Here is an 11,876-nt window from a genome sequence, read left to right as displayed (position 1 = left end):
TTCAACAACAAATTCATCCACTGCACGGAAACTTTCAACATGTTGTAACATCCATGCGTATGGGTTGTTTTCAGCTTTCATAAATCGATTCAATGAATGTATAACATGATGTGCAGTAAGTCGTTTTCCATTATGAAGACGAACGCCTTTTCGTAAATAAAAAGTCCATACCTTTTCAGCATCATTATATTCCCATTGAAAAGCAAGCCTTGGTTCTATAAAATTTGTTTCCTCATTTACATATACGAGTGTATCAAAAAGATGTTTAACCATATGACATTCTGAGCGCATCGTAGCGTAAACCGGATCTAAAGCGATGTCCAGGTTCATTTGTACTTGCAAACGAAGTACGTCTTTTCTTCCTTCAGATGTCCGTTCTATTTGATGACCAAATATAGAATCTACCCAAGCTTCATACTCTTTCTTTATTGATGGAAATTGTGAGCTGTAGCGTTCTACAAATGAGATTCCACTTTTCACATCTCCTTTTTTCGTTAATTCTTTTCCTCTTTCTAAAATTAGTGTAACTGGTTGCTTTTGAAATATTAATTTAGAACGATTCCCTCTCCCACGACCTGGAAACCAAGTGATCCAATGTAACTCTTCTAATTTTTTTATAATTAATTTACTATTACGCTCTGTACAAAATAATGTTTCTGCTATCATTTGTACGGTTACTTCTAATCGTTCTCCTTCTCGTCTCCCTTTACCGTAGACACACCATAGTTCAATATATTGATCTAAAATAAACATCATACTCCCCCTAAAAGGTGAAAAATAACCCCTTTTATTTCTACCCTTTTTCTCTTTCTCCTTTCATCTTATCATTTCAATATAGAAAGGAGGAATTAATATTGACCAATCTCTTACTACGTTATAACAAACCAATTATTATAAGAATGTGCGGCGAATTATTAACCCGAACAACAGAATCCATGTTAGCCATCATTATGATTATTTACGTTGATAAAATGTTAAACGGTAATATCATAATAACTATGCTAATTTTCGGATTACAACCACTTTCAGACATTGTATTTACACTTATTGCTGGGGGAGTTACTGATAAATATGGACGAAAAAAAATTATGTTACTCGGCTTATTACTACAAGGTATTGCAATTGGTAGCTTCGTCTTTGCTCAATCTGTTTTTATATTTGCATTATTATACGTCATAAATGGGGTTGGCCGCTCCTTATATATTCCCGCTCAACGGGCACAAATTGCTGATTTAACAAAACAAGGACAGCAAGCGGAAATCTTCTCTCTTCTGCAAACGATGGGAGCAATAGGTACTCTAATCGGTCCTTTAATTGGTACTATTTTTTATAAGACTCACCCTGAATATGTATTTATAGTGCAAAGCATTACACTTATAGCATATGCAGTCGTTGTTTGGACGCAGCTTCCAGAAACTGCTCCGGCAATGACAACACCAACACAAAAGCTTGAAATATCATCTCCAAAGCAATTTGTACACAAACATTACGCCGTATTTGGACTAATGATTACTACAATTCCTATTAGCTTTTTTTATGCACAAACTGAAACAAATTATCTTATTTTCGTGAAACATACACTTCCGGATTTCGATCGCATACTCGTTTTTATTACAACATGCAAAGCTCTTATGGAAATCACTCTACAAGTTTTCCTTGTAAAATGGTCTGAACAATTTTCTATGGCGAAAATCATACTTATTGCTTACACCTGCTTTACGATAGCTGCAATTGGCTATGGATTTTCAGCAACAATCTTGTCATTATTTTTCACATTACTCTTTTTAGTCATTGGAGAAAGTGTTGCTTTCAACCATTTGCTTCGATTCGTTTCAGAAATCGCTCCTACAGATAAACGTGGATTGTATTTTTCAATTTACGGGTTACATTGGGATGTATCTCGAACGTGCGGTCCTGTTATCGGTGCGGTTTTATTAAGTAAACTAAACGGTAGTATGCTATTTTATATTTGTGCTTGTTTCTTAACAATTGGAGGCATTATTCAAGTTCTTTTTGTTCAAAATTTAGAGCGTAAGAAAAAAAGAAAAGATATTCAAAAAGATGTTTTAGAGCATCCCCATCATATTTTATAAAAGGAAGTTTCTTATTTACACAAAAAAAAGATGTCACATGGTCATCGATTTCGACTTTTGTGACATCCTTTTTATTATCCTACCCTGCCATTTTATTAATACTATCCTCAGGTGAAAATACCGAAATATGATTTACCTTACCAGTCGATTTTGGAATAATGAATTTTAACTCAAACTGATTGTTTACTTTATATACATATATTTTATCTTCACCATTTCCTTTAACTGAAGTTGGTTTTCCTAATGCTTTTTCTATTTCTTGTAATGTAATTGATTTTAGTTCTGCATGATAGGAGCGTACATCAAAAACTTGTGATCCTTTATTAAAACCGAAGGAAACATTTTTATTTGTATAGGTAGCGTACATTCCATTTCCTGCTTGTTCCGTTTTATCTGCTTTCCCCCACGCTTTTTCTATTTCTTCAATATCTCCTGTATGCGCTGCAAACGGAGCGTTAGGTACTTTTCCTTCTTTCGATAGTTCAAACAATTCTTTAACGTGGTTAATTGATTTTTGATTGATTACTGTATCTTTCGAGCGTGAATCTGTACCTGATTTTGTTGATCCTTCATTATTTGATTTTGCATCAGATTCTTTCTTTTCTTCAGCAGAATTATTATGTTCATTTTTACTATTTTCTGATGTTCGGCTTGTTTCCTTTTGTTCATCGGTCCCTTTACATGCTGCTAATGCAAATAGGCACATAAAAGCGAGAAATAACATAGCTATCTTTACATACACTCTCATATATTTCAGCCTCCTATTGTAATCCTATTCATTTTGATAGCCAATCCATTACGCTACTTTTCAAATTATATTTGTTCCAAAAAGTAAATGCTTCACTTTCTCCTAGTGCTTGTACAACATCCTCTACAAAAGCTGTTCCTAAAAAATAACCAAGTCGGTTGTATCCAAAGTATTGTCCGCCAGATAACCGGAACCACTCTTTCTCTTTTTCGAACGTCCATCCTTCTATGTAATCTGCCAAAAAACGTTTCTTTATATGTTCTTCATTTTCTATATAGCATTGTAACCATCGTTCACCTTCATTGTTATATGAGTAATACACTGATTCATTTAAACCTTTCACAATTTGCTTTGATACATATGTTGCAACACCTTCACGATACAAATTAACTGCCGCATCGGTCCACTCCGCTTTCTCCCAATCCATTCCATTATTTTGTAACATAACATTATGATATATATGCCCTATTTCGTGAGCAACAATAACACGAAGATGCTTCAAATCTGGAGATAATTTTTCTACCGCAAAAAATATATCTCCAATGATCGCCCTCTCTACGAATGCATTAGATCCAAAAGCTCCAACAAATATGTGGAATTTCATATTTACATCAAAGCTATATTTATTACGATATTCATTCGTTATCTCTTGAATAATAGTCGGTAATGTTTCTGCAATGATACAAATATCTTCTATTTTTGCGGGATATTGTTTTATGGCATTAGAAAGACCTTCATTCGTATTAGGACAATGATACTTAAAGTATTCTTCAAATATCTCTGGATGCGAAGTGAAATATTGATTGAGGACTGCTAATTCTACGTCGTTGCTTTCCCATAATTTTAAAAAACTTGGAATTGTATTGTTTATCATTTTTCCCCATCTCCCTATATATCCCTTCTCGCCAATTACACTACAATCCTGCCTTAAAAATAGAAAAAGCAACAAAGAAAAATGAGCTTTCTTTGTTGCTTTTTCTGTTTAGTCAAACCATCTATCACCATCAGAAATCCATTTACCATTATGTAAATCATAACATTCATTATCATCATGAAAACTAACGTAAGAAGGTAATGTAACATTCATACCACCAGCTTTATTCCAGCAAGTCGCAAACCATTCTACTATAGTCTTCGTTTCAATTTCAGATAACTTCTCATCATTTTTTTCGTAAAAATCCCAAAATTCATCAGATTCTTCATCACTGAACGTATAATATGTAATGTCATCCATTACATTATAGCTACCAGAAAAAATTCCTTTATCAGTCCCTTCATAAAAAACTTCATTCGCTTCTCCATCCATTGAAAACATAACGATAGACAATTCAAATGACTGAACAAAAACAGTAAAATCTAATAAATCTATTTCTTTATAATAATTAAGCTGTGTTGTTACTTTTAACCTTTCGATCAAATCAGAGGATTTTGCTTCTAATCCTTTTATTAAAGAATTTTTATAGTTCTCAATCGTAAACAAATACTTCACTTCCTATTCATATCATATGTTTATCAAGATATATAAAAATTATAGCAAAGGTTTTGTATATTTTGCTTGAGAAAATGAAAAAAGCTGCCCAAAAAGGACAGCTTTACATATGTATTTTTACACTTCGATTGACTTTCCATCTTCAACAATATGATAAAGTAAGTGAGCTAAATGATGGATTGGACCATACTCTTCCTCTTCTTCATCTGTTTCACCTTGGAATTCAAGATCGTTTAAATATAATGCTAAGAATTGATAGTATAGTTTTAAATCAAATCCGTAGCACGCAGTTGGCTCTTCATGATCCCCTTCATATTGTAGCATTAAGTATTGATCATTTCCTTCTGCATCTTCTGCATCAAAGAATACGAAGAATCCAACGTTTGTATCTAAATCAAATAGATGACGAGTACCTTTTTCTGTTGCTTTGTTGAAGTCCTCTTCACTTAATTTATGTACTGTTGTCGCTTTCGCATTATCTTCTTGATGGAAATTTACTGTAAATGTTTTCAATGCTGACACCTCCTGATTGTATAATACTAGCATAACATATAAAAAGGACTGCTTACAAATGTAAACAGTCCTTATATTCATTTTCGCATTGCTCGCAATAAGAAGCTTACGATGAAGATTAAAATAATCGCACCAATTAAAGCTGGAATAATTGCATATCCGCCGATTACTGGGCCGAAACTACCAAGTAATTTCCCACCAATCCAAGAACCAATAATACCAGCAATAATATTACCAATTACACCGCCTGGTACATCTCTGCCAGTAATTAAACTAGCTAACCATCCTAATATACCACCAACGATTAAAGACCAAATCATATGATAACCTCCTTTATATTTCACCAATCAAAATATAATTAGAAACAATTGCTTACCATTAGTTATGCTACATTTTTCATAAGTTATTCATACAGCTCAACTATTAGATTATTTCAAAATAATGAACAACTAGTTTTTGGATTAGTGGTGGAAACCCTTCATATTTCTCCTATTATGGGCAATCAGGCTTCAATATTGTACGCATAAACTCTTCTTTAAATGCAGGATAGTTAAAACCAACCGCAATTCTTTGTATTGGCCGATCATCAAACCTTGTTGGCTCAGCTATTTTTCTAAAGTCAGCCACACTTTCTCCTCTTGTTACGTCATTTGTCGTACTAATCCAAACTGCAGATTTTTTATATTCAAAAATATCATCATTTATAAATGAAATGAACGGAAGTAAATCGTGAATCGGGCTTCCAGCAATACCAGGGTATTCTTTTTTATAAAAATTCTCATAATAAAAATCAATCATTGGTTTAATAAGCTTTGCCTGCCCTGTTCCTTCTTTATTAATAATACCCACCATTTCAGGCGTAATTAGGGCCTGTTGCGTTACATTTAATGGATAAATAGTCGCATTCTTTGCGTACTTCATTACAATATTTGCAGCAATTGGATCTCCATAAAAATTTGCTTCCGATACAGGAGTAACGTTACCAGGAAATAAAAACGCACCGCCCATAATATAATACGAACATATTTTATCCATTACATTTGGATATAATAAAAATAATGTTGCCAATGTTGTTAATCGTCCTGTCGCTACGATAATAATATCTTCTGGACAAGGCTCAATTAATTTAATTAATTCACAAAAATTTTCCCGTTTACAAATCCTCATTTCAGGTGGAATAATGGGGCCTAGGCCGTGCTCTCCATGAATTTCAGGAAAAAACAAAGGTTCTTCAGCTGTCATCGGTCTTGCTGCACCCTCAATGATCTTTACTTCTGTAGCATAGTATCTTTCTAAAAAGTACACATTTTCTGTTACGATTTCTCGCGATACATTTCCATATTCAGCAACAATACCTATAATATCTAATTTACATGTTTTATTTGCATAAATTAACGCCACAGCATCGTCAATACCAAAGTCTCCAAAAAAGATGATTTTCTTATTAACTATCCTCACCCCTCTTCAGCATAATCTACTATTATTATTATGTAAAAAAGACAAGGCTGTGAAACAGTGCAAACTAAAAAAGCCGCCTATTTATTGGCGACTTCAATCTTTTTATAAGATAAATATGCTAGTACATTCTTACTTGAATCGTATTTTGGATTATTTCCTTTTCTCGGTTCTCTCATATGTGTTTTTTCAAATCCAGGAATATCTGGCATTTTCTCCATAAATTCAAGCATTTCTTCTTCAGTTCCTTCAATACGTACGCGAATCATTATTACTTTTCCTCTATTCTCATTTTCTCAGTACTAAGTATATCGTACTTTGAAAAGACTGCAAGAAATTTATCTTTTTAATGTCGCACTTTTTCTACATATAAACAATGCCATTTCAGTATAAAACGATATAATTTTATTATTTTCATATTGAATGTTAAAGAATTCTTGCATTTCAAGTGATGTTTTCATCATACATTCTGTTAACTTCTCTCGTTTTTGCAAAGGTACATTCATCATATCGCACCACCAGTCAAATTCAAATTTCTTGTCAAAGGTAAGACATGACTGCATTTGCAAATTATTTTTTTCTAACAAGGTAATCCATTCTGTTTTTTTCAACGCTCGTTCATGACTCGGATCCCGTTTTTTTTCTATAAAATTATAAAATGTATCGTATTCATTATTTTCCGGTGAAACATTATCTATTAAAATAAACAATCCATTATCTTCTAACGTCCGATTTACTTCATAAACAAACTGATCTGGATTCGTAAAATGATGTGCTGCAATTCGGCATGTTATCACATCAAATGAACGATCAGAAAACGGTAAACTTTCAGCATTTCCAGCGACAAAAGATACATTTTCATGTCCATTACTTATAATAAAGTTTTTCGCATTCTCTAACATTTTTTCTGTTAAGTCTAAGGCAACTACTTCTTGAAACAATGGAGCTAATACATTCGCAACATGTCCTCCGCCAGTAGCAATATCAAGAAGACGATTATTATGACGAGACTCAACTTGTTGAACTACATATTGTAAATCCTGTCCTTTAGCATGAATTTTACTTTTTACATACTTCTCCGCATTATTACCAAACTGTTGTTTCACAAGCTCTTCTTTATTCATTTTATCATCTTCTTTCTATTGTTATTGACATATAGAATTCATATAATAATTAAAGTTCTCTTTATGTATTTTCAAATCCTCTTTTCAGCTCACTTCTTATCATGCTGTCCTACATCATATCTATTTTCCGTTTTAATATTAACCAAAAAAGGTTACGGGAACTAGTCCCCTAACCTAACTAAATATCCATTACATTTTTACTTTTTCATCTACATCTATATAGTATAAATCCTCTTTCAACTTCATAATAATGTCTACTTCGTTATAAGTAGCCTCACGAGCATGTAAACCAAATTGATCCATGCCAATCCATATCCATCCAGGTGTATGATATAGAACATCTATGTTAAAATAATCTAATTTAGCAAGCTCCGATTTAATAAATTTATCTTTATTAGCGATTTGTTTATTTATTAAACCATATTCTTTTCCATTTTCCAATAGCGATATAATCTTCCCTACAATCGGATGTTCACGAACAATAAAGTGATATTCCTTTTCCTCTATCTTTACAACAATCAAACAAGAATTAGATAAATTAGTCCCTAAATTCGACATAGTTATTTATTCACCCCCTTTATTCGATTTATAAACATAATAACAAATGAATATTCAAATAAAATTAATATAATGTAAAAAATAAAAAAGCTGACTTCCCTTTAGAAATCAGCCTTTATAGTTTGATCATCTATATACTTTTACAAACTATTATAATGTTTCTTTTTCCTCATCCTTTCCAGAAACTAAATTCCCAATAGCATCTGCTGTTACTTCCACCACAAATTCACAAATACCTGCTACCACTTCTCCAATCACTTCATCCATTTTTTTACCCCCTTATTTTATGTAACCTATTTGTAGTATAGAAGAGATTGGTTATTTTTAACTATCGGAAAACGTGACAACAACATTACAGTTTTGTAAGCTTTTTTATTTTGTTTCACTTCAATCCTTTGAAACTTCAAGTATGATTCACATACTTATAGGCCATCATAATATTAAGTAAATACTAATTTCGCTAGAGGAGGCGTGTAAAATTTACTACGTAAAATTAATTAAAGGTCAATCATTCTATGCTTTTGATCATCGTTTCTTAATGTCTGAAGAAGAAGAGGTTTCCGAGAAAGTTTATAATTACTTACGTCGCAATGAATTTTTCGAAGTACGTAAAGAAGAATATTCAGCCTAAGTACAAAAGCACCAAGAAAACCATCACTGTATTGTGATATTTTCTTGATGCTTTTTTGTGAATTACTCCTTTTCAACAATTAATGTCGACTCTATTAAAATATTCTATTATTTGTCCAAGCTATTTCATTGCTATTTTCATACTTTAGTATATGAGGAGGTGACGAATATGACTCATATCATTGATTACCAAGCTACTCAACCTATAAGTAAAACGGGTGAAACCACTTTTGCAATCCCAGCTTCTCCAAATAAAGCAATTCTAGCAAATTTGAAAGTAAGAATTTCAAGTAGAGATTCACGTAATAATCGAGTAGAATTAATCGCTACAATTGGTGTAGAAGGTATATCTGGAACTTCACAAGTTTTATTCCGAATTTTCCGTGATAACTTCGAAATTTTCAATGCACAAGCAGGTATTGAATCTACAGATTCTGAGCAATTCTACACTCAAACATTTCAAGCTATAGATCAAAATGTTAGCAGTGGAACACACCAATATTCATTAACTGTAGAAAACCTTACTAGTGGTGCAAGCGCAGAAGTTGTTGGTCCTCTATCTTTTAGCGCTTTAGCTATTGGACAAGAGCGTAAATGCTGCTAAGTGAATCTAATGTTTAATTTTGCAATTGAGAAAAGCGAGACATAGTTATATGTTCTTGCTTTTTTTATTTTTTTGATATTTATCCCTACTATTCGTTATGTTTTAATCATTTAGTATTTACATTTTAATTTACATTTTAATTTGCTTATTTTATCAATTAACGAATCGATTTTTTGACAAATCAAAAAGATTGAAATCCGCTGATGAAACACGTAATATAGACTCTGACTCTTAAAAAGTTCGTTACTAATAATACATAAAATAAGGAGGTTTTATATACGAGTTTTTCATTTTAAAAGACGGAGAGGTTTTATATTATGTGGCGTAATAAAAATGTTTGGATTGTATTAATCGGGGAGTTTATTGCTGGTTTAGGGTTATGGCTTGGTATTCTTGGTAACCTTGAATTTATGCAAAAATATGTCCCTTCTGATTTTATGAAATCAGTTATATTATTTATCGGATTATTAGCAGGTGTTCTCGTAGGGCCTATGGCTGGTCGCATTATTGATCAGTATGAAAAGAAAAAAGTTCTTCTTTACGCCGGGTTTGGTCGTGTTATTAGTGTTATTTTTATGTTTTTCGCTATCCAATTTGAAAGTATTGCCTTTATGATTGCATTTATGGTTGCTCTTCAAATTTCAGCAGCATTTTATTTCCCTGCATTACAATCTGTAATCCCGCTCATCGTACGCGAGCATGAATTATTACAAATGAACGGTGTACATATGAATGTAGGTACAATCGCTCGTATTGCAGGTACTTCACTAGGTGGAATTCTTTTAGTTGTAATGAGTTTACAGTATATGTATGCCTTCTCAATGGCAGCGTACGCTTTATTATTCCTCTCAACTTTCTTCCTACAATTCGAAGATAAGAAATCAACAACACCAAGTAAACAAGCGGCAAAAGATAATAGCTTTATGGAAGTATTTCGTATTTTAAAAGGAATTCCGATTGCTTTCACAGCACTTATATTAAGTATTATCCCTCTATTATTTATAGCCGGATTTAATTTAATGGTAATCAATATTAGCGAAATGCAACATGATCCAACGATTAAAGGCTTTATATATACAATTGAAGGTATCGCATTTATGTTAGGTGCCTTCGTTATTAAACGTTTATCTGACCATTTCAAACCTGAAAAATTATTATATTTCTTCGCAGTTTGTACCGCTTTTGCACATCTATCATTGTTCTTTAGCGATATAAAATGGATGTCTCTTACATCATTTGGTTTATTTGGTTTTAGTGTCGGTTGCTTCTTCCCTATTATGTCGACAATTTTCCAAACGAAAGTGGAAAAAAGCTATCACGGCCGTCTATTCTCATTCCGTAATATGTTTGAAAGAGTTATGTTCCAAATCGTTTTACTCGGTACTGGTTTCTTCTTAGATACGATTGGTTTACAGTACATGGTCTTAATTTTCGGTGTCATTTCATTATTAATTATTTTCATTTCATTATCTAAACAGAAACAATATGAAAAACAGCCTTCGCAATCTGCGAATTTATAACATAAACAAAAAGCATGGATTTAGTAGTACTAGATTAACCCATGCTTTTTGTTATATATAATTTTATTTAATACACTTATTGAAATTATTTAAAGGAGTACCTATTTTACTTTCGAATATAATATATAAATAAGGTATATAGGAGGCGCAAAATGTCTGATGGCATTCAGTTATTTATTATCCTTTTTGTTGTATTCGTTATGTTTAGCATCATAAACTTTTTAGCAATTTCCCTATCTCAACATAGCTTTAAAAGAAGAGTTGTGGCAGGCTTCATATTTTTACTGCTAACGCCTATTATTTTTTTGACAATTACGGCACTCACTTTTATATTGGATAACGCTGGTTTTGGAGCAATTAACCTAACCTCTTCTATTGTAAATGTATACATTTTAAACGGCATTGTCATTCTTCTCTCCGCTTCATTTACCCTCAAAAAACAAAATATAAGATAACACACTATGCATGAATCGGGATTACATTCGATTCATGCCTTTTTATTTTAAAAACTCTACCTACTCCAATTTTTATCCCACTTTAATGGGCAGTAAGACCCCCACTGATTAAAGTTTCACTTTATATGAAATTAAATAATTCTTTATAAAAATTTAAACTTTATTTATTACAATATTCGTATCGCATTCGCACGTTTATCGAAAATGAAAAGAAAGGAGTACAAAATGAAAAAGGTTCTATTCATTATTACATTATTCATTATACTACTCAGTGGATGTAGCAATAATGACATATACGGTACTTGGGAAGTCATTGATAACAAAAACGGTCTTTGTCCTGTATCGTATAAATTTGAAACAGTTGTAAAAGAAGAAAAGAAAGAAAAAATTATTCAATATTTAGTAGAGATGCAAACAACAAAGAAAAAAGAAGATTTATACAAAGGCTCATTTGTTAAGGATTCTAATGTATATCACATTGATTATGGTAACTCATTTACATCGGATCAAACTTTAAAGGTTGTGGATGGCAAATTAAGCGTATACTTTTATGCAGTTGAAAAATTATGTACATATAAAAAGAAATGATTGCTCTTCATTTAAAACGCAGAAAATATTTTCTGCGTTATTTTTATCCTTCCTCTAAATTTGTCAATCGTTTTAATTTTCGTAAAAAAATGATAAAAT

The 11,876-nt window shown here is 32.1% G+C and carries 16 protein-coding genes; 6 read left to right on the top strand and 10 right to left on the bottom strand.

What is annotated here, in order from left to right; translation table 11 throughout:
- Nucleotides 1–753, bottom strand: a 753-nt coding sequence (locus MR079_RS25735) for an SgrR family transcriptional regulator (RefSeq protein ID WP_242294874.1), incomplete at its 3' end; no start/stop codon positions are given.
- Nucleotides 754–854: 101 nt separating this feature from the next.
- On the opposite strand from MR079_RS25735, the gene MR079_RS25730 reads away from it, so the two are divergent.
- Complete coding sequence (locus MR079_RS25730) at nt 855–2,093, top strand: MDR family MFS transporter (protein WP_139865881.1); 1,239 nt, start codon at nt 855–857, stop codon at nt 2,091–2,093.
- A gap of 79 nt (nt 2,094–2,172) precedes the next feature.
- Here the strand turns inward: MR079_RS25730 and MR079_RS25725 are convergent, their stop codons facing one another.
- The 9 genes from MR079_RS25725 to MR079_RS25685 all read right to left on the bottom strand — a co-directional run bounded on the left by MR079_RS25725 (nt 2,173) and on the right by MR079_RS25685 (nt 7,980).
- Nucleotides 2,173–2,841 (bottom strand): YjgB family protein, encoded by a 669-nt coding sequence (locus MR079_RS25725; RefSeq protein WP_139865882.1) that lies wholly within the window; start codon nt 2,839–2,841, stop codon nt 2,173–2,175.
- 28 nt (nt 2,842–2,869) lie between these two features.
- The gene (locus MR079_RS25720; RefSeq protein ID WP_242294873.1) at nt 2,870–3,715 is read right to left on the bottom strand and encodes a DUF5700 domain-containing putative Zn-dependent protease; all 846 of its coding nucleotides are present in this window, start codon (nt 3,713–3,715) and stop codon (nt 2,870–2,872) included.
- A 108-nt stretch (nt 3,716–3,823) separates the two neighbouring features.
- Complete coding sequence (locus MR079_RS25715; protein ID WP_277933174.1) at nt 3,824–4,321, bottom strand: hypothetical protein; 498 nt, start codon at nt 4,319–4,321, stop codon at nt 3,824–3,826.
- 126 nt (nt 4,322–4,447) lie between these two features.
- Complete coding sequence (locus MR079_RS25710; protein WP_000847587.1) at nt 4,448–4,843, bottom strand: hypothetical protein; 396 nt, start codon at nt 4,841–4,843, stop codon at nt 4,448–4,450.
- A gap of 77 nt (nt 4,844–4,920) precedes the next feature.
- On the bottom strand, nt 4,921–5,163 hold the full coding sequence (locus MR079_RS25705; protein WP_000638307.1) for a GlsB/YeaQ/YmgE family stress response membrane protein: 243 nt from the start codon (nt 5,161–5,163) through the stop codon (nt 4,921–4,923).
- A gap of 172 nt (nt 5,164–5,335) precedes the next feature.
- Nucleotides 5,336–6,301 carry a nucleoside hydrolase gene (locus tag MR079_RS25700; protein ID WP_139865885.1) on the bottom strand — a complete coding sequence of 322 codons (966 nt, stop codon included), beginning with the start codon at nt 6,299–6,301 and terminating at the stop codon, nt 5,336–5,338.
- A 77-nt stretch (nt 6,302–6,378) separates the two neighbouring features.
- On the bottom strand, nt 6,379–6,567 hold the full coding sequence (locus tag MR079_RS25695; RefSeq protein WP_000621879.1) for a DUF3970 family protein: 189 nt from the start codon (nt 6,565–6,567) through the stop codon (nt 6,379–6,381).
- A 69-nt stretch (nt 6,568–6,636) separates the two neighbouring features.
- Nucleotides 6,637–7,422 (bottom strand): class I SAM-dependent methyltransferase, encoded by a 786-nt coding sequence (locus MR079_RS25690; protein ID WP_242294871.1) that lies wholly within the window; start codon nt 7,420–7,422, stop codon nt 6,637–6,639.
- 189 nt (nt 7,423–7,611) lie between these two features.
- Nucleotides 7,612–7,980, bottom strand: a complete 369-nt coding sequence (locus MR079_RS25685; protein ID WP_139865887.1) for a hypothetical protein — start codon at nt 7,978–7,980, stop codon at nt 7,612–7,614.
- A 478-nt stretch (nt 7,981–8,458) separates the two neighbouring features.
- Between MR079_RS25685 and MR079_RS25680 the strand changes: the two genes are divergently transcribed.
- The 5 genes from MR079_RS25680 to MR079_RS25660 all read left to right on the top strand — a co-directional run bounded on the left by MR079_RS25680 (nt 8,459) and on the right by MR079_RS25660 (nt 11,777).
- Entirely contained in the window at nt 8,459–8,611 is a 153-nt protein-coding gene (locus MR079_RS25680) for a YqbF domain-containing protein (RefSeq protein ID WP_071680000.1), read from the top strand.
- A 168-nt stretch (nt 8,612–8,779) separates the two neighbouring features.
- Complete coding sequence (gene exsC, locus MR079_RS25675; RefSeq protein WP_061182655.1) at nt 8,780–9,214, top strand: exosporium protein ExsC; 435 nt, start codon at nt 8,780–8,782, stop codon at nt 9,212–9,214.
- 317 nt (nt 9,215–9,531) lie between these two features.
- A complete protein-coding gene (locus tag MR079_RS25670) occupies nt 9,532–10,734 on the top strand; it encodes an MFS transporter (protein WP_000269246.1) in 1,203 nt (400 codons plus the stop codon).
- Between the two features lie 152 nt (nt 10,735–10,886).
- Nucleotides 10,887–11,189, top strand: coding sequence for a hypothetical protein (locus tag MR079_RS25665; RefSeq protein WP_242294870.1), 303 nt, complete (start codon nt 10,887–10,889; stop codon nt 11,187–11,189).
- 225 nt (nt 11,190–11,414) lie between these two features.
- Nucleotides 11,415–11,777: a hypothetical protein gene (locus MR079_RS25660; RefSeq protein WP_242294869.1), complete on the top strand. Its 363-nt coding sequence runs from the start codon at nt 11,415–11,417 to the stop codon at nt 11,775–11,777.
- Nucleotides 11,778–11,876: the final 99 nt, after the last annotated feature.

Source organism: Bacillus cereus group sp. BfR-BA-01381 (genome assembly GCF_022663555.1).
GTDB classification, from domain to species: Bacteria; Bacillota; Bacilli; order Bacillales; family Bacillaceae_G; genus Bacillus_A; species Bacillus_A pacificus.
The sequence above is the reverse complement of the archived record's forward strand: the minus strand, read 5'-3'. Positions and strand labels throughout refer to the sequence as shown.

Bases quoted from the DNA above. Each gene is read 5' to 3' on its own strand.
- MR079_RS25670 (WP_000269246.1), top strand. From the start codon at position 9,532: ATGTGGCGTAATAAAAATGTTTGGATTGTATTAATCGGGGAGTTTATT.
- MR079_RS25695 (WP_000621879.1), bottom strand. From the start codon at position 6,567: ATGATTCGCGTACGTATTGAAGGAACTGAAGAAGAAATGCTTGAATTT.
- MR079_RS25665 (WP_242294870.1), top strand. From the start codon at position 10,887: ATGTCTGATGGCATTCAGTTATTTATTATCCTTTTTGTTGTATTCGTT.
- exsC (WP_061182655.1), top strand. From the start codon at position 8,780: ATGACTCATATCATTGATTACCAAGCTACTCAACCTATAAGTAAAACG.
- MR079_RS25690 (WP_242294871.1), bottom strand. From the start codon at position 7,422: ATGAATAAAGAAGAGCTTGTGAAACAACAGTTTGGTAATAATGCGGAG.
- MR079_RS25725 (WP_139865882.1), bottom strand. From the start codon at position 2,841: ATGAGAGTGTATGTAAAGATAGCTATGTTATTTCTCGCTTTTATGTGC.
- MR079_RS25685 (WP_139865887.1), bottom strand. From the start codon at position 7,980: ATGTCGAATTTAGGGACTAATTTATCTAATTCTTGTTTGATTGTTGTA.
- MR079_RS25720 (WP_242294873.1), bottom strand. From the start codon at position 3,715: ATGATAAACAATACAATTCCAAGTTTTTTAAAATTATGGGAAAGCAAC.
- MR079_RS25705 (WP_000638307.1), bottom strand. From the start codon at position 5,163: ATGATTTGGTCTTTAATCGTTGGTGGTATATTAGGATGGTTAGCTAGT.
- MR079_RS25660 (WP_242294869.1), top strand. From the start codon at position 11,415: ATGAAAAAGGTTCTATTCATTATTACATTATTCATTATACTACTCAGT.